Here is a 23,220-nt window from a genome sequence, read left to right as displayed (position 1 = left end):
GCCCCGCCTCAAGTGACATTCATACCAAAACCCATCACCTCCCAGCCTTGATTCCCCTGCCCTGACCCGCTCCAATGCCTGCATGAAACCCTTCGATCTTCAGGTCAATGGCTACGCCGGCACCGACTTCAACGGCGACAACCTCACCGCCGAATCCCTGCACCACGCCTGTGAGGCCCTGGCGGAAGACGGGTGCGATGCCATCCTGGCCACTTTCATCACGGATGAAATCCCCACCTTGGAGCGCCGCATCGGCAAACTGGTCGAATTGCGGGAAAAGGATGAACTGGCCCGCCGCATCATCACCGGCATCCATATTGAGGGGCCGTTCATCAACCCGATCAAAGGCTACGTGGGGGCCCACCCACCACAGGCCGTGAAGCCCGCGAATGTGGACGATGCCAAGCGCCTGCTCGACGCCTGCGGCGGCTTGGCCCGGCTGGTGACGCTCGCCCCGGAGCACGATGAAGGCAGCAAGACCACCGCCTTTCTGGCCTCCCAAGGCGTCACCATTTCCGCCGGTCATTGCGATCCCTCGCTCGATCAACTCAATGCCGCCTGCGATGCCGGTCTGTCGATGTTCACCCACTTGGGCAACGGCTGCCCCATCCAGATGCACCGCCATGACAACATCATCCAGCGCGCCCTCAGCCTGCATGACCGCCTCTGGCTCTGCTTCATCCCGGACGGCGTGCATGTGCCCTTCTTTGTGCTGAAAAACTGGCTCGCCGGCATCGGCCTGGAGCGCACCATCTTCGTCACCGATGCCATCTCCGCCGCCCGCCTCGGCCCCGGCCGCTACACCCTCGCCGGCTGGGACATCCTCATCGGCGAGGACCTCGTGGCCCGCTCTCCGGATGGCACGCATTTTGTCGGCAGCACGGTCACGGTGCCGAGGATCAAGGCGAATGCGCTGGCGGAGCTGGGCATGAGTGATGCGGATTTGAAGAAGGTGCTGGATGTGAATCCGAGGCTGGCGATCAAGGGATAGCCATCAATCCGCGTCATGGGCAAACACGTGATTGCCTGTTTGGGTTTCGCGACCAGTATCCGCGCATGTCCGCCCGCAAGTTCAGCATCAAACGAGTCATCTTCGTGCTCGCAGGTGTCTTGTTGATCCTTGGCCTGTTGTATTTTCTTTGCGGAGATACCATCGCCAATGACCTGCGGCTTTCGAAGATCACGAGACAGTTGGACACGCTGCCGCAGCCTCCAGGCACAATCCTCATATCCACCAAAGCCGCCGTAGGCTTATTGGTGGGCAACGGCAACCACTGCGACTTCTTCGCCGGAGCTGTTTATCGCAGCCAAAGCTCCGCTGAAGCAATCCAGCAACACTACGAGGGACGCCAGTTTCAAAATCCCTTGTCAGGTAAGAACGAAGAATGGGACATCACCATTCTAAAGGATAAAAACTCATTCGCCTCACTCTGGCTGCCCGATGACTTTGATCACCCCGAAGCGTGGGGGCTGGCATCTGAATCCTATTCAGCCGGAACACTTTTCATTGTCCGCGCCATGCGCTCATACGATGCAAACGGTGATTTTAGATGCCATTGAACCTCTTCACCTGGCACGAATCCACAGCGAAGGCCACACCGTCGCCGCGGAAACGCCCAGCAAATTTCCTCAGAGAAGCACACACCAGTACCGCGATGGATGAACCCGCTGTGCGCACTCCTAGGTCGCTTGGCGACAAAGCTCTTTTAAATTCAGACCTCGCGTATGACGCCTGTTTAAAGTACAACCGCATCACGTATGAGCCACCGCTTTCAGATCTGGATTCCGTGCATCACACTTCTGCTGCTGGCGCTGATCTCAGGCGTCGCCTGGCGCGCTGAACTCGAACTGCGGGGTGGATGGGCAGGACTCACTTGGATTGGCTATTTTCATTGGTCCATCCCAGCCTCAGTCTTCGCCTTTCTGGTCTGGGTCATGTGCGTTACCCGGGTCCATCGGCCGCTTATTTTTGCAGTCTCCCTCCTGGTGTTCTCGATGCTTGCCTTTGAGCTGTTGAAATACCTCATTCATTCCTGTTTTTTTATACGCTACTGGTCAGCGCCAGACTCACTCCTTGACCTGCGCATAGTGAGAGGTGTCATTTTCCTGCTGTTTTGGCCGCTTCTGCCCCTGGCCTTCTGCGCGCTGTGCCGTGGTTATGGCGTCCCAATCAAAGTCGGACCAGCACTGGCCTCAGCCGCGCTCTGCTCACTTAGCTGGCCCCTCGCCAGCTTTGTGCGTAGCTTCATCGAGCAACGCGGCGGCCAGGATTTCATTCATGCGCTCAAAAGCGGTTTCGTCATCCCACTTCTCATCCTCTCCCTCGGCCTGCCCCTGCTGTGTGCACGCCGCCAGAAAATAGACGCCCCGCACTGAGAGCCTTGGTAAAACCACCTGCTCTGTACCTTTTGAAAAAACCAATCAGTTATTGCAGCGCCCATCCGTGAACCCAATCCCCTGGCTCGACTCCCATCGCGGACGCTACACGGTCGTGCGCTGGCTTTTTCCGCGTCTGCTCGCGGGGATCTATCTCATCGCTTTTGCATCCTGGGGCGTTCAGTATGACGGGCTGGTGGGGGAAAACGGCATCCTGCCGGCAAAGACCCTGCTCGAAAATGTCCACGCATTTGAAGAGCGCGAGCACCAGTCGCTGTTCTGGCAGCTGCCCAGTATTTTTCACTGGCACTACAGCGATGCCTTTGCTCATGGCTGCCTGATCACCTGCTGCGCACTGGCCGTGCTGGTAATGGCCGGAGTGGCGCAAGGGCCGCTGCTGGCGCTGCTGTGGTTTGGGTATCTTTCCTTCGCCACCACGGGTGACATCTTCATGGGCTACCAGTGGGATGCGCTGCTGCTGGAGGCAGGCTTTCTCGCGCTGTTCCTCGCGCCATGGCGTCTTTGGTCATGGCGCGGCCCGACGGAACCGCCGCGTGGCTCTGTCTTCCTCCTGCACTGGCTGCTCTTCCGCCTGATGTTTCTCTCCGGCTACGTGAAGATCGGCGGCGGCGACATCCCCTGGCAGGACATGACCGCTCTGCTCTACCACTACGAAACGCAGCCCCTCCCAAACGGCCTCTCGTGGTTCGCCCACAATGCCCCGCGCTGGATTCACATCGCCAGCTGCTGGATCATGTATGGCATCGAACTGGGCCTGCCTTTTGCCATTTTCTTTGGCCGCTGGGGACGTCTGACGGCGGTGCTGGGTTTTCTCCTCCTGATGGCCATGATCTCCGCCACGGGGAACTACAATTTCTTTGACCTCCTCACGGCAGCACTCGCCATCACGCTGCTGGATGACCGCTGGTTTCCCAAACGCCTGTGCCACTGGTTGCGCATCGATTCCGAGACCCCGCGCCCGTCCTTTGCCCGCTGGTCGCAATGGCCGGCGCTGGCGGCAGTCGCACCGGTGGTACTGGTCACCCTGCTGGCAGCAGATTCCTTTCTGGCCGGGCGGATTCCCCACTTCAAGCCGCTGCTCCCGACCGTGCTGCATGAGAAACTCGATGCCCCCATCGGCCACACGCGCTCATTCAATGCCTACGGCCTGTTTCAGGACATGACCGAGGAGCGCCCTGAAATCATCCTCGAAGCCAGTGACGACGGCGCGCTCTTCCTGCCGCTGGAATTTAAGTACAAGCCAGGAGATCCCAAGCGCCGCCCGCCTTTCATCGCCCCGCATCAGCCACGGCTGGACTGGCAGATATGGTTTGCCGCGCTCTATCCCGGCTACGATCCGCAGCGGGATGCGAACCCAAACTCCCCCATGCACTGGTTTGGCCAGTTCTGCACCGCCCTGCTACAGCACAAGCAGCCGGTGTGGGCCCTGCTGGAGCCCCCGCCCTTCCCCATCGAGAAAATCACCCACATCCGCGCCAAACTCTACCGCTACCACTTCACCAGCCCGGAGGTGCGGAAGGCCTCCGGGGAATGGTGGGAGCGTGAACTCAGAGGCAATTTCAGCGGAACGATGTCGCTAAAAGCCTCCGGAAGATGATTCCTTCGACATTCCTCTTGCGTCTGCTCCAGACTGCGGCACTATCGCGACCCCTCGTTCGTTTTCGAACACGGGAAACAACCTTCGGGGCGTAGCTCAGCCTGGTAGAGCGCTTGCTTTGGGAGCAAGAAGTCGTCAGTTCGAATCTGGCCGCCCCGACCATCTAAGATTTAAAATCTCAGATCTCACTCCCGCCGCATGTCCGCCCTTTACGCCACCGCCCTGAACACCTTCAAGGAAATGGGCTGGCTCTACCGAGAAGTGCCTGAGCATTCCGTCATCGAGGCTGATTTTGAAGCGCACCACACCAAGATCCCTCTGCACGTGCAGGTTTTTGGCGAGACGCACATCATCACCGTCGTCGCCACTTCCACGCTTCAGGTGCCGGCTTCCCACCGCCTGCCGGTGTGCGAGCTGCTGATGCGCACAAACAAAGATCTGAACCTGGGCAACTTCGAACTCGAATGGGAAAGCGGCCAGGTGATGTTCCGCGTCACGAATGTCTTCCCGCCACACCGCCACGATGCGCGCATCATCGCCAGCCTCGTGCATTCAGCCGTGGCGGAGATGGACCGGCTGACACCATTTCTCGGCGAGATCATCCAGACGCCCAAAGGTGAACTGCTGCTGCTCAAGGTCGCAGACCTGATGAAACGCGAAGATTTGCTGCCGCCCGTGCCCGAGGCCGAGTGATTGGACGTGACACGGGCAGTCCGCCTGTGCTTTTGTGGCCGCGAACAGGCTCCCCCAATGTCCGCCCGCTACACACTTCCGCAGCACCCGGCTTTCAGCGATCCGCTGTCCAAGGAGGATCTGTACACACTCGTGTCCCGCGGCTCGCTCGCCCGAGGCGAGATGTGCATGGATGAGGACACCGGCCACATGCACACCGTGGGGGAACTGGTCAGCGGCATGCGCCGTCCCAGTGCCAGCAGCGGCCAGGCCAGGATCGCGCGCCCCATGTATCGTGAGATCAGCCCAGACACGGAACTTCCCGAGGAACCGGAGGCAGAGGCCGAAGAAGAAGTGGAGGAGGAAGCCGACGAAACAGTCCCCGAGGAAGACAAGGATGACGATTTCGACTACTCGCCCAGCGGTGAAATCATCCTGCATCATGCACACCCATCCTGGCTGGGCTACACCAAGGCGCTGATCCTCTGCCTGCTGCTAACCGTTGCGGGCGGGCTGCTGTGCGTGATCCAGCTCGAGTATGGCATCATCGCCCTGCTCTGCGCCTCGTCCACGCTCATCGCGGTCGGCATTGCGCGCTATTCGCACGACTACATCGTCACGCGCGAACGGGTGGAGCTGATCTGGGGCATCATTGGCCGCAGCTCCAAAGAGGCCCGCATCTGCGACATCCGCAGCATCGACGTCTATGAAGCCGGCCTCAAAGGCTTGCTCGGTCTCGGCACCATCGATTTTTCCACCGCAGCCAATGCCGGCATCGAAGTACAGTTCAAGGACATGCGCAGCGCCCACGTCGTGAAAGATCTCGTGCGCAAGCTGCAGCGGGGCGTGGATCCTACGGATGACTGAAATGAGGAATGACGCATGCAAAATGACGAATAACGGACCTCACGGCCCAGCATCTCTCATTTGGCGAGTCGTGCTGTTTTCCGCATTTGTCATCTCACATTCGTCTTTCGCCGCAGGTGCCCCCCTCTCCCGCGCCATCGATATCCGCATGCTGCCGTATGAGCGCAGTTTGGAAAAACTGCCGGTCGATCTCACGGCCACGATCGGTTTCGTAGAAAGTGGCGGCACTGCTTTTGTGCAAGACGACACTGCAGGCACGCATCTGCACTTCAAACCCACGCGCAATGATCTGCGTGTGGGGGACCATGTGCGCATTCAGGGCACCACCACCGCCGGCCTGTATTTTCCCGGCGTCGATGTGGCTCAGTTGCAGATCCTCGGGCATGGAGCACCGCCTTCTGCGGCGCCCGCCAGCTATGATGATCTGGCCACAGGCCGTTTTCATTACCAGCGTGTGATCGTTGAAGGCCTTGGCCGCACTTTGACGCCGCTGGATGAAAAACGCTCGCTGCTGCGCCTTGCCATCGGCAGCCGGGTGCTGGAAGTACGCGTGGATGCGCCGCTGGAAACCGCCCCCGCTCTTATCGACGCCCGCCTCCGCATCACCGCCCTTGCAGCAGGCGGCATCAATGACCGCCGCCAGCTGGTTTTTCCCTACATCCGTGTCACGGATTGGAATGATGTGGTGATCACCAAAGCCGCGCTGCCAATTGAAGCCTTGCCGATCACCTCCGTGGTCACTTTGCTGCAGTTCGGTGCGGCGGACGAGCCCCACCATCGCGCCCGCATTCGTGGCACCGTGCTGGCGGCCTTTCCCGATGGCCGTGTTTTTTTGCGCGATGCCACACCGCCGCCACCTCCCCGTGAAACGCCGAAGGATGCGCAACCCAAGCCGCCGCAGTCACGTTCGATCGCCATCCGTCTCATGTCCGCAGTCAATCTCACGCCCGGGCATCGTGCTGAGATCACCGGTTTTCCCATCATGGCCGGATTCAGCGCCTCGCTCGCCGATGCGCTCGTGCTTGCCTCGGAGCCGGATGCATCACCTGTTCCGGCGGCTGTTTCGCTCAAAGAATTCCAAGATGGCTCGCATGACGCCGATCTCGTCCACCTCGCCACGCCAGCGGTGCTCAATGATTTCTTTCGCAGTGCAGACGGCTTTGAACTCCGCCTCACTTCCAACGGCACGCCGCTGCGGGCCTTTCTGCTGCAATCCGGCCCACCTGACATCGAGATTGGCACCTCCGTTGAGCTTACCGGCATCTGCCTCGTCGAGTCTTCCACGGACAAAGGGTTTCGCTCTCAGGCCGAGCGCGCGTCCCTGCTGCTGCGCTCTGCGGATGACATTCAAGTGGTCCATTCAGCCCCTTTTTGGACGGCGGGTCGTCTGGTCGTCGCCAGCAGCATTCTCGCCGGAATCGTGCTGCTGGCCTTCATCTGGATCGCCGCGCAACGGCGGCAGATCGGCGCACTCAGCAGCCGCATCGTGCAGCAGGCCACGCTGGATGAACGCCAGCGCATTGCGCGTGAGTTTCATGACACGCTGGAGCAGGAGCTCACGGGCCTCTCCCTGCGGCTGGATGCCGCCACAACGCGACCGCTTGAGGATAAAGCCCGCACGCTCATCGAAACCTCCCGCAGCCTTGTCTCCCGCATTCAAAGCGAAGCGCGCAATCTCGTGGCCGATCTGCGCGACACCGCCCAGCTGCATGATCTCTTCAGCGCGCTGCGGGAAATCCAGACGCGCATGCCGCCGGGGGCGCCGGCACTGGAACTCGACCTGCATCCCATTCCGCCCATCACCGGGCCTGTATCCCATCACCTGCGCATGATCGCCCAGGAAGCCATCACCAATGCTCTGAAACACGCGCAGGCCACGAAGATCACGCTGCATCTTTCCTCCACCGCTGAACTGCTGACGCTAAGCATTGCCGACGATGGCCTGGGGCTCGCCGCCAGCGCCGCAACCACCGGCCAGCCCGGCCACTTCGGCTGCATGGGGATTCGCGAGCGCTGCCGCAAAATTAACGCCAGTGTTGATTGGCATAGCCAGCCCAAGCAAGGCACCATCGTCACCGTTCGCCTCCCGCTTGAAGCATTGACCTCTTGACCCACCTCCCCGTGTCCGCCGCCCCCATCTCACTCCTGCTCATCGACGATCACTTCGTGGTCCGCAGCGGCCTCGTGGCCTCGCTGGAGCTTGAGGACGACTTCAAGGTCGTGGGAGAAACGGATCGTGGTGAAGAGGCCTCGGCGCTGTTTGCCAAAAAGCGGCCGGACGTCGTCCTCATGGATCTGCAACTGCCCGGCATCAGCGGCATCGAGGCCACTGCGGCATTGCTGCGTGATCACGCCAATGCACGGGTCCTCATCTTCTCCACCTTTGCCCGCGATGATGAGATCCAGGCCGCGCTGAAGGCGGGTGCGCTCGGCTATCTGCAAAAGTCTTCTTCCCGTGACGATCTGCTCACCGCCATCCGAACGGTGGCTAAAGGCGAACGCAGCCTGCCGGAGGACATTGCTCAGCGGCTCAAGGACCGCCTGGCGGAACCGGAGATCACGCCACGTGAACGCGAGATCCTCGCCCTTGTGACCCGGGGCAATGCCAACAAGGAAATCGCCGCCATCCTCGGCATCGGTGAAGACACGGTGAAGCAGCACGTCAGCCGCATTCTGATGAAACTCAAAGTGAATGACCGTGCTCAGGCAACTGCGGAGGCGATCCGGCGGGGGCTGGTGCAGGTGTAAGCCGGGCTTTCAGGTTCCCGATCTTGCTCTTTGCTTGGGCCCCAAAAGATCCGCCATGATCGAAGAGAGCCGAAGGACAAGCCACCCCCACACGAAAGTGGGGTGCCCAAAATGCTGAAAACCGCGCCAAACTTGCGTTGATAGGCGCATGACGCGCTACGTTCCTGCCCTCTTCCTGCTCACCGCAATCGCCGCCTCCGCCCAGAATGACATCGGCGGCAACGACACTGCGGACAAACCGCTCGCCACACCCGTCATGCAGTGGCGTTTTGACAACTCCAAGGAGCCCGGCCCGCGCTCTCCCAGCTACCCCGGCTTTTCCAAGGACAACACCGCCCAGCGGTTCGATGGCGACGGCAAGAAAACCGCCGTCATCATCAAGGATAACGAGGCCCTGCGCTTTGGCCTGAATGAAACGATCACCCTCGAAGCCTGGGTCAAGCCCGCCGGACAGAACGGCACGCCTTACATCATCGGCAAAGGCCGCCTCGGCACCAAGGAGTTTGGCAGCGAAAATCAAAACTACGCCCTGCGCCTGCAGAACACCAAGGGGGGCGCACAGATCGGCTTCCTCTTCCGCAGCGCCAATGTGCCCGATAAAAAAGGCGACTGGCACCGCTGGTGGTCCAAGGACACCCTGCCCTCCTCCGGCTGGCACCACATCGCCGTCACCTACACCTACGGCAAGCCCAAGAGCATCAAAGGCTACATCGACGGCCGCGAGACCGACGGCGTGTGGGACATGGGCGGTGCCACTGACCGCGCCCCTGTGACCGATGGCGACTCCCTCGTGCTCGGCAGCGGCTCCTCGCTCGCGTCATCACACACGCTCAATGGCTGGCTCGATGACGTGGCCATCTATCGCGGGCCCATTGATGTCACCGCGCTGAAGGCCAAGTATCAGTTTGTGCCGCCGCCACCACCCGTGGCGAAAAAGGAAGTGCCTGCAGGCCGCGTGCTCGTCCAGCTGGCAGAAGAAGGCATGCCCGATGCCAATGCCTGGCCCGCCGAGGCTCCCAAGGTGGGAGAGACCTACACGGAGGATGTGTTTGGCTTCCTCGATGTTCCGCAGAAATACGTAGACACCGGTGTGCGCGGAGAGCGCCACGTGCCCTTTATGCTGCGCGCCGCCGCCAGCATCACCTTTCCCAAAGGCAAGCACCGCCTGCTGCTGCGCGCCCGTGGCGCCACGGATCTTTATGTCGATAACAAGATCGTCCTGAACACCCCCTTCCCGCCGAATGACAGCGACGGCCATCATCTGGTAGCCGACCAGCAGGAGTATCTCGATCTCGGTCCCGACTTCCGCTTTGCGCCTCCCGGCAACCGCGAATCGTGGTGCGAGTTTGAAGGCACAGGCAAGCCTCAGTTCATTGTGCTGGAGACGCTGGTGGGCAGCTACGTGGGCAAAAGCATCCGCCGCGCGGAGCTGGGCGAGACTGTGGTGGCCTGGAGCCCGCAGGGCAGCCAGAGCTGGAAGCTCGTCACCCCAGGCAAGCGCACCGTGCCCTACACCGATGCCGGCTGGGCTGCCTACGAGCAGGAGCGCAATGCACACTACGCCGAGATGAATGCCAAGAAGCGTGCCGAGCTGCGCGCCCTGTCCGCCCCCTACTGGGCGACACGCCGCAAGGCCGCACAAGAATGGCTGACGAAAAACCCGGCTGGCAAAGGCAGCATTGATGAATTCATCGCCGCCAAGATCGCCACCGTGAAGTCTCAGGATTCCCACAAAGGCAGCATCGACTACTTCAAGGATATCCAGCCCATCCTCGAAGCCAAATGCACCGAGTGCCATCGCGGCACGAAAGCCAAAGGCGGACTGCATCTCGACTCGCTGGCCGAGGCGATGAAAGGCGGCAAATCCGACGGTGCCGCCGTCGATCCCGGCAAGCCCGACCACAGCTCCATCATCGCCCGCATCACTTCTTCAGATGAAGACGAGATCATGCCCCCCAAGGGCAAGCCTTTGACCAAGGACGAGATCGCCCTGCTCACCACATGGATCAAGGAAGGCGCACACTGGCCGGAGATCCGTGCCGACCATCTCACGCTCACGCCGCTCATAGACGATCTCAGCTTCCTGCGCCGCGTGTACATCGACACCATCGGCGTGCCTCCATCTCTGGAAGAAATCGCCGCATTCCAGAAGAACCCGGATCGCAAGGCCGCCATCGACCAGTTGCTGAAGGACCCGCGCTGGGCGGACAACTGGATGGGCTACTGGCAGGATGTGCTGGCGGAAAACCCGAACATCCTGAACCCCACGCTGAACAACACCGGCCCCTTCCGCTGGTGGCTCTATGATTCCCTGCAGGACAACACGCCCATGGACTTCTTCGTCACCGAGCTGCTGCGCATGCGCGGCAGCGAGCGCCTTGGTGGCCCCGCCGGATTTGGCACCGCCTCGCAGAATGACGTGCCCATGGCCGCGAAGGGCACCATCGTCAGCACCGCCTTCCTCGGCGTGGAAATGAAATGCGCACGCTGCCATGATTCACCCACCGGCAAGTCTTTGCAGCAGGACCTCTTCGAGCTCGCCGCCATGCTCGGCACCAAAGAGATCGAAGTTCCCAAGACCAGCAGCGTGCCGATGGACAAAATCCACGCCGGTGGCCGCAAGCCGCTGATCCAGGTGACGTTGATGCCCGGCACCAAAGTGCAGCCCAAGTGGCCTTTTGCCGAGTTCTGCGACGAAGCCGCCGCTAAGCTCGCTGAAGATCCCAAGGACAGCCGCGATGTGCTCGCCGCCATGATCACCGCGCCGCAGAACGAACGCTTTGCGCAGGTCATCGCCAACCGCGTGTGGGCACGCTTCATGGGCCGTGGCATCGTGGAGCCCATCGAAGACTGGGAGAAGGGCAAGCCCTCCCATCCTGAGCTTCTCAAGTGGCTAGGCCGCCAGCTTGTCAGCGGCGGTTATGATGTGAAGCACCTCGCCCGCCTCATCCTCAACAGCGAGGCTTACCAACGCGCCACCGATCCCACGCTCAAGCAGACCAGCCCGCTTTTCACAAGCCCAGCACCGCGCAGGCTGCAGGCCGAGCAGATCGTGGACTCCCTGTTCTCCGCCACCGGCAAGCCCTTCCACACCGAGGAGGTCTGCCTGGACATCGACAACACCCGCGATCTCAAGAACGCCATCCACATGGGCAAGCCACACCATAGCTGGATGCTCACCAGCACCAGCAATGAACGCGACCGCCCCAGCCTGGCCCTGCCCCGCATCCAGGCGGTGACGGATGTGCTCAGCGCCTTCGGCTGGCGCGGCTCCCGCCAGGACCCTGTGAGCAAGCGCGATGCCGACCCCAACGTGCTGCAACCCGCCATCCTCAGCAACGGCACCGTGGGCGTGTGGCTCACCCGCCTCAGCGATGACCACGGCATCACCGCCCTGGCTTTGAAAAACGAATCGCTCGATTCATTCATCGACCAGCTCTTCCTCAAGCTCCTCACCCGCCACCCCACCGCCGAAGAACGTTCGCTGTACACCCAGCATCTCAGCGCAGGCTACGAGTCACGCATCCAAAATCAAACGACTGCCAGCAAAGCGCCCGCCTCCAACCGCACCCGCGAAAAATACGTGAGCTGGTCCAACCACCTCGACGGCGAAGCCACCACGGTGCGCATGGCCCAGGAAGCCGCCGCCCGAGCCGGAGATCCCCCCACCAACAAGCTGAACGCCGAATGGCGCGGCCGCATGGAAGACGTGCTGTGGGCCCTGCTGAACGCGCCCGAGTGGGCGTTTAGCCCTTGAGCATCATCACCAAGACTGCTCACGCCAAGCACCCCACGAAAGTGAGGTGCTGCCAAAAGTGAAAACAACCTCTGTTCAACGTTTATAGCTCAAGATCATGAAACGCCGCTCCTTCCTCTCCTCCGCAGCCGCCTTTGGCGCAGCTCCGTTGTTTGCGAACAACACCCCTGTGCACACGCCCAAGGGCAAGGCCGAGCACTGCATCTTCATCTGGCTGGGCGGCGGCATGGCGCAGATCGACACCTTTGACCCCAAGAAGCTCGGCAACAACACGGACAAGACCAAGATCGCAGGCTCCCTCTACAAGGCCATCGACACCTCCGTCCCCGGGGTGCAGCTTACGGAACATCTGAGCAAGACCGCGAAAGTCATGGAGCATGTGACGGTGATGCGCACGGTGAATCATCACGTGATCGACGAGCACGCTTTTGCCACCAACATCGTCCACACCGGGCGCATGATCTCCGGCAATGTCGTCTATCCCAGCGTGGGGTCCATCATCTCGCATGAGCGTGGCGCAGCCGGTGAGGGCATGCCGCCCTACATTCTCATTGGCTATCCCAATGTGAGCCGCGGCCCCGGCTTCCTCGGCGCCAAGGCGGGCTACGTCTATCTCACCGACACCAACACCGGCCCCGCAGGCTTCACGCGCCCGGACTTTGTGGATGAAAAGCGCGCCCTCACCCGCGAGCAGCTCCTGGCCCCGCTGATGTCCCGCGCGCCGCGCGAATCCAGCATCTCCGACTACAAGGCCGCTCAGGAGCAGGCGCTCGGCCTCTCCGGCCCGAAGTTCATGCGTCACTTCAATCTCAAGGAGGAACCCGCCTCCCTGCGCAATGAGTACGGCGGCGAGTTCGGTCAGCGCTGCCTGCTCTCCCGCCGCTTGGTGCAGGCCGGCGTGCGCTTCATCGAGGTCTCCCACAACCTCAACTTCATGAACGGCACCGGCTGGGACATTCACAACGAAGGCTACAAAAACCAGCATCTCCTCATTCAGGAGCTGGACACCGCCCTCGCCGCGCTCATCCGCGACCTGAAGAACCACAAGCTGCTCGACAAGACGCTCATCGTTGTGGGCACCGAATTCGGCCGCCCGCCTGAGTTTGACGGACGCGGCGGACGCGGACATCAGGGCACCACTTTCTCCATGGTGCTGGCCGGAGGCGGCCTGAACCATTGCGGCGCGTATGGCGTGACCGACGAGCTCTCCAAGAAGCCTGTCGAGAATCCTGTCCCGCTCGTGGATTTCCACGCCACCATCCATGCCGCGATGGGCATTGATCCGAGCAAGGAACTGATGGACGGCACGCGCCCTGTGCCGATCACCGATGGCGGGAAGCCGGTGGCGGCTTTGTTTGGCTAAGGATTGACTGCAGCAGGCACAGATAAAAGACTTTGCCAAAATGTGCGTACTCTTCGCACATGAAATCCACATTCTTTCTCTGCCTTCTCGTCCTCTCAAGCGCTTTTGCCGGAGAGGACGGCTTTGTGCCCATGTTCAATGGCAAAGACCTCAGCGGCTGGGTCAATGCTAACTGCGCCCCTGAGACTTGGAGCATCAAGGACGGTGTGGTGAGTTGCACGGGCGTTCCCACCGGGGCGATGCGCACGGCGAAGCAGTACGAGAATTTTATTTTGGAGTGCGAGTGGCGGCACCTCACGAGCGGGGGGAACTCAGGTGTCTTCATCTGGGGCAGCCCCATCTCCGCGCCGGGTGTGCCGTTCCTGCGCGGCATCGAGGTGCAGGTGCTGGACCAGGGTTACATGAAGCGTGCAGACCCGACGAAGCCGCGCTGGTTCACGACGCATGGCGATGTCTTTCCCATCCACGGTGCCACCATGGAACCCCATGGCGATCACAGCGGCCAGCGCAGCTTTCCCAGCGAGGAGCGCAGCAAGCCCTCGCCCGAGTGGAACCACTACCGCATCACCGGCAACAATGGCACGCTCACCCTCGCCGTGAACGGCAAGGTGGTGAGCGGCGGTGACAAGTGCTTCTGGCGCAAAGGCTATCTCGCCTTGGAATCCGAAGGCGCGCCGGTGGAATTTCGCAACGTGCGTATCAAGGAACTGCCCAGCACCGGAGCCACCGCCGCGGAATCTGCGCCGCTGGACCAGGGCTGGAAGCACCTCTACAACGGACTCGACCTGCGCGGCTGGAAAGCACCCACCGGCGCAGAAGAGCGATGGAAAGCGTCAAACTGGAATCTCAAACTCATCTCCGGCCAGCCAGCCACTCCCCTCTGGAGCGAAAGCGAGATCACCGACGGCGAATACATCGCCGACTTCCAGCTCCCAAAAGACGCCGATCTCTCACGCGCCTGCACAGGCTTCTGCGTGCGTGGTCAGGCAGCTCCCGCCGTGCTCATCGGTAGCGGTCACGCTCCCATCGTCTTTGGCGCGGACAAGGTGAAACCCGGCCAATGGTACCGCGTGCGCCTGACGCTCAATGGCAGCAAAGCCACCGCCACGCTGACTGAACCTCAGGACGCCAATCCGCAGGTGATCGAAGGCACGCTAGAAGGTGCAGCGAAAGGGCCGGTGGGGGTGGCGGATTTTGGTACTGCCGTGAGCTTTGCGAACTTCTTTGTGAGGGGGTAGCCTGAAGTACGACGGACACTCTTGTCTATCGATCAGCGTGAGATGACAGCCACTGACGAACGAGCGTACCAGCAGCGCCTGCAAGGCGAAGCTTCGACGCTACGCACTTGCGATGCGGTGGTGAATCCCTGAGGCTGAGGAGTGTTTGCGGGAACGCTGATCGACGGGCAAGAGTGCCAATAGTGTTCGGCACAGTGTTTGAGGGGGCGCAATGTGTCAAAAACGTTGCTGTACCTTTGAGCGAAGGGTGGCATGAAGTTGCTGATGGCTGCAGCCCGAGTCCCCGCATCCAAGATTGAAGCCGCCCAACTGCGGCACTGGAAGCTCATTGAGCAGTTCCAGCGTGTGCTCGACGAGGTCAGCCCGCAGCATCAGCCCCACCGCAGTGAGTACGACCCGAGGCGCACCCTTCACCAGCGCGACTACTTCTCACTGTTTTTGCTCGGCCTGTTCAACCCGGTCATCACCTCCATGCGCGGGCTCTGCCAGGCCAGCAGGCTGCAGCGCACGCAGCGCTCCCTGGGCACGCTGCCGCTCCCTGGGCACGCTGCCCGCAAGCCTGGGCAGCTTCTCGGAGGCGCAGAGCCTCTTTGACGCCGGGCTGCTCCAGGCCGTGCTGGAGCGCCTGGTGGCGGATCTTCCCCCGCAGCCCGGCCCCGGCGGCGTGGACCTCTCCGCGCTGCGCGTGGTCGACAGCACCTTGTGGTATGTGCTCCCGCGCATGGACTGGGCCACCTGGCGCAGCCAGTATAAGGACCAGCGCGCCGTGCGTCTGCACATCAAATACCGCCTGGCCGACGGCCTGCCTGCAGGCGGCCTGCCATCCAACGGGGTCTTGTGCGAGCGCAAAGCCCTGCGCCAGCAGCTCAAGGCCGGGGAGTTCTACATCGGCGACCGCAACTACGGCATGAACTACCGCTACATCGAGGAGCTCGACTCCGCCGGGTGCGGCTTTCTCATGCGCCTGCGCCAAAACCATGTCAAGGTGGAGACGCTTGAGGAACTGCCGCTGAGCCAGGGCGACATTGAGGCCGGCGTCTGCCGTGATGAGCGCGTCATGCTTGGGCAGAGGGCACTCTGCAAACGCGGCCCGTTCCGTCTGGTGGTCGTGGACCGGCCTGACATGGAGGAGCCCGTATGGCTGGTGAGCAATCAAACGGCGGAAGAACTCAGCGCCGGAGCGCTCGCCGGGCTCTACCGGCAACGCTGGGAGGTGGAGGGCTTTTTCCGCTGGCTCAAATGTCTGCTGCCCTGCCGGCACTGGTTTGCGGAGAGCGAAAACGGCGTGGCCATCCAGATCTATGCCGCGCTGATCTGCGCGGTGCTGCTGACGCGCAGGCTCGGACGGCGGCCTAGCAAACGCATGCTGGAGATGATGGCCTTTCATCAGATGCAGACGGCGAGCGAAGAGGAGCTTGCCGAAGCGCTGCAGCTTGAAGTGGGACGCGCTACCCGCGTGCGCAAACCACGGTATGGATCTTTGCAAAATTGGAAGCCCTCAAGCTAGGCAGCAGCGCACTCGCGGCTGCTGCCAGGGCTGCGCGTGCCCGGATGCCTCGCTGCCAGTTATCTGACCACCTCGCTCCATCTCACAACTGCCTGAAAGCAAGGTGCATGGATCATTCCCCATCGCTCAATAGAACGGTGCGTGCCGAACAGTACTGGCAGGAGTGCCCGCAAAGCGAGCGTCCCTATTGTTCCTCCATGCAATAGGGCCTGCCTGGAAGTACGACGGACACTCTTGTCTGTCGGTCAGCGCTCCCTCACGCTCCAGCGGGTAAAAGTAAGCCAATGCCTGCTCTTGCACACGTAGCACCTGAGTCCTTAAACTTCCATGCTTGAGCTTCCGTCGCACATTCAATGAACAAGAGCTGGGAGAAAAGGTTGAGGACGATCAGATCGACCTCATCATGAAACAGGACGGCACCGCGCAGAAGATGGATTTGAAAAAATGGCACACAGGCATGAGGATGCTGCCGGAGGTGATGCAGGGAGACGCGCTGCAGTGAGCCGCCTTTGGCGAGAGCTGCTTTACTCCCACTTGCACCCTACGCACTCTAGCGCACCATCTGTACCGGCCATGGCCAATCCCTCCATTGATGAGTCCATCCGTTTTTACAGCACCGGAGATGCCTTTGGTGAATTTTCCAACTTTGCCGCTTATCCGGTTAAGATCGGCAAGAAGACCTGGCCCACTTCGGAGCACTATTTTCAGGCGCAGAAGTTTCAGGATGCAGGCCATGCGGAGAAGATTCGAAAAGCGGGCACGCCGATGATGGCAGCCCGGCTCGGACGGGACCGGAAGGCACCGCTGCGCAAGGACTGGGAGGCGGTGAAGATCGGTGTCATGCGTCTGGCGCTGCTGGCCAAGTTTACCCAGCATGCGGAGCTGAAGGTGCTGCTTCTTTCCACGGGAGAGCGCAGGCTGATCGAGAGCACTCCGAATGACGACTACTGGGGAGATGGCGGTGATGGCTCCGGTAAAAACATGCTCGGCCGTTTGCTCATCGAGCTCCGGACGCAGCTGCGGGCCGAGGCCGCAGAGTAAACTTTCCCCCCTTGCACTCCGCGCGCGCTGGCGCAGCATCTCCTACGCGCCATGCACGACTTCGCCTCCATCGACATCCCGCCGCACAGCAGGTCATTTTAAACGTGGAGCCATGAAGCGCCGCATAAGCATCCTCGCAGGTTTCACGCTGCTCACGGTGTTCACCGACTATGTCAGCGGACGCTGGGCTTTGTTTTTCCTCATACCGCCGATGCTCTTTCCGGCCTTTCTGACTTTGCTGGCCGCAGTGTGGGTGCTGCTGCCCTGCCGGGATGGCGGGCCTTTCTGGAGGCGATGGGCGCTCCGCATTGCCGCTCTGGCCGCGTGCTGGGGGGGGCTCCTGCGCCTGCCCTCGTACCTCGAGGAGGATGACGACTACTTCAAGATGGGCCGCCGTGCGCACATCCGCTCCACGTTTACTCCCGCAGTGATTGCGGAGCTGCACGCCGCGGCGGCAAAACTGACCGCGAGAAAGGGCAGGATTGGCGGAGTGGTGCTCTCGGAAGCGGATCTCCCTCCGGCGGTCGGTGGCACCCTATGGGGAATGCCCGGATATGCAGCCTGCAGCTTCAACAAGGAGGGCAGGCTTTCCTCCGTGCGGCTGGTCTGGGGCGGGTCGCTCATCGGCCGCCACGGGCTGGTCATTTCGGATGAAGAGATTCCGTTCCGTGGAGACGGCTTCCATGGCGGTGGCAAAGATGGCCATGAGGAAGTGTACTACCCGGAGCGCTACTACCCGCTCTACCCGGGGGCTTACATTTACCTCGACGAAAATTGAGCCGCCCCCTTATCATCCACTCCACCGGCCATGACCTACCCTGAATTCAAAGCCGCCATTCAGCACCACCTGAAACGGAAGCGCGAGGGCGCGACGTGGGTGGAGCTGCGGGAGACGCTCGCCCTGCCCTATGAGCGTGCTTGTCCGGAATGGACGCGCAGGCTGGAGGAGGAGATCGGGCTGGTGCGGCGCAAGGGCGCCGGGCGTGCTCTGGTGTGGGAAGTGCCACTGCCAGCGAAGGCAAAGCCCCGCGTTTGATCGCCCCGGAATAGGGTTGTGCATGGAGCATGCTCCCAATATAGTGAAACCATGGCACACGGAAGAAAACGCTCATTCATCGGCGGTGTGGTCGCTGGCATGGTGCTCACGCTCGTTTCACTGGCGGCTCTGATCTACGGACTGGACATCACTTTTGGGCCGCCTGGGTATCCCCATTTCACCGAGAGGAGCGCGAGGTCGGCCGTCCTTGAATGGGCGCGAGTGAGTGATTTTCCCCAGGACGCCGAGAGCTTTTCCATCACGACAAAGGGGAACATGTTCACGCGGCAGTTTCGCGTCACTTTCTTCGGAGAACCGAAAGCCATCAGCGACTGGGTGCGCAGCTGCCCCGGCATCTCCGATCCGAAGACCACGCAGGAAACATCCGCTGACGGGACCGTGACGTATGAGATTCGAACGGGAGGCGGCGCGGCGTTTGCCGAGCTGATCCACCACCCCATCCGGGGCACCGTGGTGATCCGCACCTTCTGGAGCTAATGCCCGATTTCCGGCCATGCAGGGCGGACAGCACGCCCGTGCTGGTTAAAAACCACATTTAGGATTGCTCCAGCATGGCATGTGAGGATAAAACGGCGGCAGGAATTCAAGGAGTCGTGACCGGTCCACTTTTTTCATCCGTCACGCTGCTGACCATTCCCGCCCTGCCGCCCTCGGGTACAGAGGCCGTCAAACCTGAGTTTAACCGATCCCATCAAGTCCTTCCCCCATGACGCTCCAGTTCGAACTCCGCCGTGAAGATGTCATCGCCTTCTCCCAGGCGTATCATGCCGGGTCTCCCACCTATCAAAAAGTGCGCTCACGCACCCGCTGGGCGCTGCCGCTGCTCATGATGGCAATTGGCGTGGTTCAATCCTTGGAATCGGGATTTGAGACGTCTCGCGTCGTGTTCTACGGCGTGTTTTCGGCTGCGTGGTTTGTGCTCTATCCCAAGCGGTTTGACCGGAATGCCCGCAAATACGCCGAGAAGGCTCTGGCAGAGCCTGGGTACAGCAAGACGCTGGGCCCCTGCACGCTCACTCTGAATGACGAAGGCCTGCATTCGACTTCACCGATGGGATCGAGCTCGTTCAACTGGGATGCGGTGAGCCACGCCACCCTGACCGATGCCTACTTGTACATCTTTCTCTCCGGGCCGATCGGCTATCCCATTCAGACAGCCGATATTGGCAGAGACGTGGCTGAGCAGGTGCTCGCCTATGTGAATCAGCACAAGCAGCCCAAGCTCTGATCATGCGAAGCTGCCTTGCCACCCTCCTCCTGCTAACCAGCAGCGTCTGCGTCCTCGCAGACACAGAGGCGGCACCCAATGTCTCTCCTGACGGACGCCATGCCATCCACAACATCGGAGACACGGCGAAGGCAGAGCACCACTTTGAGATCCGCACCCGGGCGGGAGCGGTGCTGCTGAGGACAGATGACGAGGCCTCGAAGCGCTGGCTCCCCACCCATGCCAGTGACATCCTGTGGAGCGCGGACAGTCAGTTCGCCCTGCTTCGCTATGACGACGGCAAGTATTACAGCACCGCCCTTTATTCATTCGCGGACCGGAAGCTCATCGACCTTTCGCACGTGATCGACGGCTGGACGGTTCCCGTCCGCTGGGTGAGCAGACGGACCTTCATCGTCGAGGACTCAGGCCCCCATGGCGGCAAGGCCCGGGGCGGCGGCTACCACTACCGGAAGACCTGGCGGATCCGCCTGCAGCCCTTGCGTCTGGAGTGCGTTTATACCAGCCCCACGGTCACCACGAAGGATGATCCTGAGGCGTACTGAGGCCCGCCATCCCTGCGCCGGATCTGGCAGTACCTACCATGATTCAACGCTTGCTGCGATGAAATGCGCTTTTTTTCGGCAATCGGCGTTGACATTTGAAAAACGGGCCCAAGCCTGTTTCCATTCCTGACGAAAGGCCGGTGTGAAGAACGCGGCCTGCAGCAGAGATGACAGCGAAGCGGCAGTGAAGAACTCCGGAATCGCAACCCGCACAAGACGCTGAAGCCGCAGACGGCTTCCGGCCCACCACGCTCAACCGCACGCGGTCTCCGCGCCTTTCCGGCATCTCCATGCCCAGGCGCGACCGCATGCTGCCATAAAGAAGCATTAGGTAATATAAAGTGAAACACAGAACCCAGACTCAAGAAGAACCAACGACGATGAACTCCACACTTACGACTCCTCAGACCCCGTCATGCTCCGCCACGCCCATGGAGCTGCTCACGCAGGACCAGCTGGCGGGCAGGCTGGGCATCTCCCGCCGCACCCTGCAAAGCTGGGTGCGGGAGGGGACGGTGCCCATGATCAAGGTGCGCGGCTTCTGCCGCTTTGAATATCACAAGGTCCTCGCCGCGCTGCAGCAGCATGAGCAGACGGTGGAGACCAGGCGCGCCCAAGGCTTCGAGAACCCTGCCAGACTCTATGATGGATGTTCGGTTTATGGGGCCCTGCAGAGCCTTCAGAACACCTCCCCGACCACACCCATCCGCTGAACCTTCCACCCTCTTTCATTGAAACCTTATCACTATGAACACAGCTCCCAACAACACGCCCCGCCCGCCACTCAGCCAGTTTATCCTCACCTCTGATCAACTGGCCAGTTTGGTGCTCTCCAAGCCCAGACGCCGCAGGCCCGTGTGGCGGCATCATTATGACCCCTATGCCGGGGTACCCGTGTCGCAGACGGTGGAGGAGGCGCTGGCGCGTGCGGCCAAAGCCCCGCCCGGCACCATCCCAGAAGTGGAGATGCTCACACCGGAGGAGGTGGACCAGCGGATGGAGGAGATCCGCAACCGGCCGACTCCTCCTCCATCCTCCCGCAGCCAGGCCCGCCGCAAACGCTGAACCCTTCACACCCCTACCCTTTTTTGATCATGAACTCTGATTCCAATTCCAATCCCAAACCCGGCGGCCTCACCGATGGCACCGCTGAGCTGATGGCCCGCTCAGCCTTCCGGCCCTCCGCCGACTGGACGCGGCATCTCCGCCCCGTGGATGCTCCCGTCCCCGAATGGGCCAAGCCCAAGCCGCCCGCCAGCGGAGAAACCTCCCCACCTTCCCCCAATTCTGCGGGGCGGAGTCCGCAGGCAGAGCCCGCCTGTGGAGAAACGGCCACAACTTCCCCAAATTCCTCGGGGGGGTATGCACACGCAGAGTCCGGTGGTGGAGAAACTTCACCCAATTCGCCAAATTCACCGGGAGGGCGTACGCGTGAGCACCCCATCCCGGAGGATTCCATCCTGGCAGACTACCGCGACTTTGTGCGCCAGGTTTCAGAGCTGCCGGACGGCCTCATCGTCGCTCCCATCCTGGCCCTTTGTGGCAAGCTGCTTACGCCCGAAGTCATGCTGGATTTCGGCGGCCTCAAGCCGCTCACCCTCTACAACTTCATGACCACACCCGCCGGGCTGCGCAAGGGCACCACCTTCGCTCCGGCGGAAAAGATCGCCCGCGAGATCCTCATGAGTGAGGATCTTTTATGCGGCAATGCCAGCGACTCCGCGCTGTTTGACACCTTTGAGCAGCAGCCCCACCGGCTGCAGTTTGAAGATGAGGGAAACACCATCCTGCGCACCTGGGAGACCAGCTCCCACGGGCGCGAAGTGTCGGCCAGATACTTGAAGCTCTACGATGGCGCACCCTGGTCCCAGAACTACCTGCGGGAGCGCAAGCTGCACGAAGGCGGCGGCTCGGAGCGCAGCATCCCGCAGGCCACGCTGAGCCTGTGCATCGGCTCCACCTTTGGGGTGGCACGGCTGGATCAACTGGAGGCCGGCAGCGGCCTGCGTCGCCGCTTCGGCTTTTACCTCGCCACCGAGAGGGCGCGCTACCTCGACTGGCCGGAAAGCTTGCAAGGGGCGGAGATCAGCCGCCTGGCGGACAAGTTTCAGGAGCTGACCCACCTCAAGGGAGTCATCAGCCGCGGGAGCTTCACGCCGGAGGCCTGGGAGCACTGGCGGGGCCTGCAGGCCCGCAACCGCCTGAAGTGCGAGCAAATACCAGGATACACCAGCGGAGAGGAGAGCCTGCTCTCCAGCCTCAATGAATCGCCCGCCCGCTGTCTCAAGCTGGCGGTGATCTTTCAGGCCTGCCGCTGGGCCAAAGGCAGCATCGCCGATCCCTACACCATCACGCATGATGTGCTGGCGCTGGCGGAGCGGCACCAAAACGCCTGCCTGGACGCCCTGGTGGAGCTGGAGTCCACCGGCCGCCGCCTGCAGGTGGAGGACAGCGCCGAGTGGCTGCTGGCGCAGATCAGCGGAGACCACCCCGCGCAGAAAAGCGCCGACTACACGCGGAGCGATCTCACCCGCCGCTTTGCCCACAACCCCGGCCGCCAGGGAGCCCTCACCGTCTCCCGCCTCTACAGCGAGATCCTCCCCCGGCTCATCGAGAAAGGGCAGTGCCGCATTCGCTCCAAGGTGGGCAAATGCATCACCTACACCTTCACCTGGGAGTGAAGCAGGCCGCGCACGCACCGCAGGACGCGGTGCGTGCGTATACCCCCCCGAGGAATATGGGAATTTGGTGAAGTTTCGATGGGGGCTTTACCCCACGCGCTCCATACGCTCAGGGAAAGGGGATTTATTCGTTTGATTATCAGTGGCTTGGGCGGAATCGGTTATATAATGCTCAGCATTTCGTTCTTGGGAGGCTAGGGGAATTGAAAGGTGATAAGCTGGTAATCAGGAGGGCGCAAAGCTTGTCGACGAACGGAAATTAGACTCTGCTAAGTTGCCATAGTGCCTGTTGGGCAAGATGATGAAGCGGATTCGCATGGAATAACTTGACGATACAAGCAAGACACAATTCGTAAACGACTGAGATTCAAATAAATAAGTTCAATCTATTGTAATGCAATTGTTCTAAGGTGCTTAATCTTGTGCCTCTGGTGCCCGATCTAGCGTCAAGGTTATCGGGTGGAGCGAAATTTCCCCAACTTCCTCTTGCGTCGTGTGTTATTAGGGTGAAATCTCCAATAA

At 61.2% G+C, this 23,220-nt stretch carries 23 protein-coding genes and 1 tRNA gene; all 24 read left to right on the top strand.

The window, feature by feature from the left end; genetic code table 11:
- Nucleotides 1-82 precede the first annotated feature (82 nt).
- Nucleotides 83-991, top strand: a complete 909-nt coding sequence (locus tag ACILSL_RS18685; RefSeq protein WP_395733575.1) for an N-acetylglucosamine-6-phosphate deacetylase — start codon at nt 83-85, stop codon at nt 989-991.
- 65 nt (nt 992-1,056) lie between these two features.
- Nucleotides 1,057-1,560, top strand: a complete 504-nt coding sequence (locus tag ACILSL_RS18680; protein WP_395733574.1) for a hypothetical protein — start codon at nt 1,057-1,059, stop codon at nt 1,558-1,560.
- A gap of 198 nt (nt 1,561-1,758) precedes the next feature.
- Nucleotides 1,759-2,376: a hypothetical protein gene (locus tag ACILSL_RS18675; protein ID WP_395733573.1), complete on the top strand. Its 618-nt coding sequence runs from the start codon at nt 1,759-1,761 to the stop codon at nt 2,374-2,376.
- Between the two features lie 67 nt (nt 2,377-2,443).
- Nucleotides 2,444-3,994, top strand: coding sequence for a lipase maturation factor family protein (locus tag ACILSL_RS18670; protein WP_395733572.1), 1,551 nt, complete (start codon nt 2,444-2,446; stop codon nt 3,992-3,994).
- Nucleotides 3,995-4,079: 85 nt separating this feature from the next.
- Nucleotides 4,080-4,156 (top strand) — tRNA-Pro (locus ACILSL_RS18665).
- 36 nt (nt 4,157-4,192) lie between these two features.
- Complete coding sequence (locus tag ACILSL_RS18660) at nt 4,193-4,687, top strand: YbjN domain-containing protein (RefSeq protein ID WP_395733571.1); 495 nt, start codon at nt 4,193-4,195, stop codon at nt 4,685-4,687.
- Between the two features lie 57 nt (nt 4,688-4,744).
- Entirely contained in the window at nt 4,745-5,533 is a 789-nt protein-coding gene (locus ACILSL_RS18655) for a PH domain-containing protein (RefSeq protein WP_395733570.1), read from the top strand.
- A 70-nt stretch (nt 5,534-5,603) separates the two neighbouring features.
- A complete protein-coding gene (locus tag ACILSL_RS18650) occupies nt 5,604-7,643 on the top strand; it encodes a sensor histidine kinase (RefSeq protein WP_395733569.1) in 2,040 nt (679 codons plus the stop codon).
- Nucleotides 7,640-8,281 carry a response regulator gene (locus ACILSL_RS18645; protein ID WP_395733568.1) on the top strand — a complete coding sequence of 214 codons (642 nt, stop codon included), beginning with the start codon at nt 7,640-7,642 and terminating at the stop codon, nt 8,279-8,281. Before ACILSL_RS18650 ends, ACILSL_RS18645 begins: the two co-directional genes overlap by 4 nt.
- Nucleotides 8,282-8,429: 148 nt before the next feature.
- On the top strand, nt 8,430-12,038 hold the full coding sequence (locus ACILSL_RS18640; protein ID WP_395733567.1) for a DUF1553 domain-containing protein: 3,609 nt from the start codon (nt 8,430-8,432) through the stop codon (nt 12,036-12,038).
- A gap of 97 nt (nt 12,039-12,135) precedes the next feature.
- Nucleotides 12,136-13,401, top strand: a complete 1,266-nt coding sequence (locus ACILSL_RS18635) for a DUF1501 domain-containing protein (protein ID WP_395733566.1) — start codon at nt 12,136-12,138, stop codon at nt 13,399-13,401.
- Between the two features lie 59 nt (nt 13,402-13,460).
- A complete protein-coding gene (locus ACILSL_RS18630) occupies nt 13,461-14,639 on the top strand; it encodes a DUF1080 domain-containing protein (RefSeq protein ID WP_395733565.1) in 1,179 nt (392 codons plus the stop codon).
- Between the two features lie 252 nt (nt 14,640-14,891).
- Nucleotides 14,892-15,233 (top strand): hypothetical protein, encoded by a 342-nt coding sequence (locus ACILSL_RS18625; protein WP_395733585.1) that lies wholly within the window; start codon nt 14,892-14,894, stop codon nt 15,231-15,233.
- Nucleotides 15,178-16,146, top strand: coding sequence for an IS4 family transposase (locus ACILSL_RS18620; protein WP_395733583.1), 969 nt, complete (start codon nt 15,178-15,180; stop codon nt 16,144-16,146). Before ACILSL_RS18625 ends, ACILSL_RS18620 begins: the two co-directional genes overlap by 56 nt.
- Before the next feature lie 331 nt (nt 16,147-16,477).
- Nucleotides 16,478-16,648 carry a hypothetical protein gene (locus ACILSL_RS18615; RefSeq protein WP_395733564.1) on the top strand — a complete coding sequence of 57 codons (171 nt, stop codon included), beginning with the start codon at nt 16,478-16,480 and terminating at the stop codon, nt 16,646-16,648.
- A gap of 71 nt (nt 16,649-16,719) precedes the next feature.
- A complete protein-coding gene (locus tag ACILSL_RS18610; RefSeq protein WP_395733563.1) occupies nt 16,720-17,187 on the top strand; it encodes an NADAR family protein in 468 nt (155 codons plus the stop codon).
- A gap of 112 nt (nt 17,188-17,299) precedes the next feature.
- Nucleotides 17,300-17,965 (top strand): hypothetical protein, encoded by a 666-nt coding sequence (locus ACILSL_RS18605; protein WP_395733562.1) that lies wholly within the window; start codon nt 17,300-17,302, stop codon nt 17,963-17,965.
- 30 nt (nt 17,966-17,995) lie between these two features.
- Nucleotides 17,996-18,223, top strand: a complete 228-nt coding sequence (locus tag ACILSL_RS18600; RefSeq protein WP_395733561.1) for a hypothetical protein — start codon at nt 17,996-17,998, stop codon at nt 18,221-18,223.
- 51 nt (nt 18,224-18,274) lie between these two features.
- Entirely contained in the window at nt 18,275-18,721 is a 447-nt protein-coding gene (locus tag ACILSL_RS18595) for a hypothetical protein (protein WP_395733560.1), read from the top strand.
- A 229-nt stretch (nt 18,722-18,950) separates the two neighbouring features.
- Nucleotides 18,951-19,472, top strand: a complete 522-nt coding sequence (locus ACILSL_RS18590; protein ID WP_395733559.1) for a YcxB family protein — start codon at nt 18,951-18,953, stop codon at nt 19,470-19,472.
- Between the two features lie 2 nt (nt 19,473-19,474).
- On the top strand, nt 19,475-20,017 hold the full coding sequence (locus tag ACILSL_RS18585; protein ID WP_395733558.1) for a hypothetical protein: 543 nt from the start codon (nt 19,475-19,477) through the stop codon (nt 20,015-20,017).
- A gap of 380 nt (nt 20,018-20,397) precedes the next feature.
- The gene (locus ACILSL_RS18580) at nt 20,398-20,730 is read left to right on the top strand and encodes a helix-turn-helix domain-containing protein (protein WP_395733557.1); all 333 of its coding nucleotides are present in this window, start codon (nt 20,398-20,400) and stop codon (nt 20,728-20,730) included.
- Between the two features lie 34 nt (nt 20,731-20,764).
- The gene (locus ACILSL_RS18575) at nt 20,765-21,082 is read left to right on the top strand and encodes a hypothetical protein (RefSeq protein ID WP_395733556.1); all 318 of its coding nucleotides are present in this window, start codon (nt 20,765-20,767) and stop codon (nt 21,080-21,082) included.
- A 29-nt stretch (nt 21,083-21,111) separates the two neighbouring features.
- Entirely contained in the window at nt 21,112-22,698 is a 1,587-nt protein-coding gene (locus ACILSL_RS18570; protein WP_395733555.1) for a DUF3987 domain-containing protein, read from the top strand.
- Nucleotides 22,699-23,220: the final 522 nt, after the last annotated feature.

Source organism: Prosthecobacter sp. (assembly GCF_044222345.1).
Taxonomy (GTDB): domain Bacteria; phylum Verrucomicrobiota; class Verrucomicrobiia; order Verrucomicrobiales; family Verrucomicrobiaceae; genus Prosthecobacter.
The sequence above is the reverse complement of the archived record's forward strand: the minus strand, read 5'-3'. Positions and strand labels throughout refer to the sequence as shown.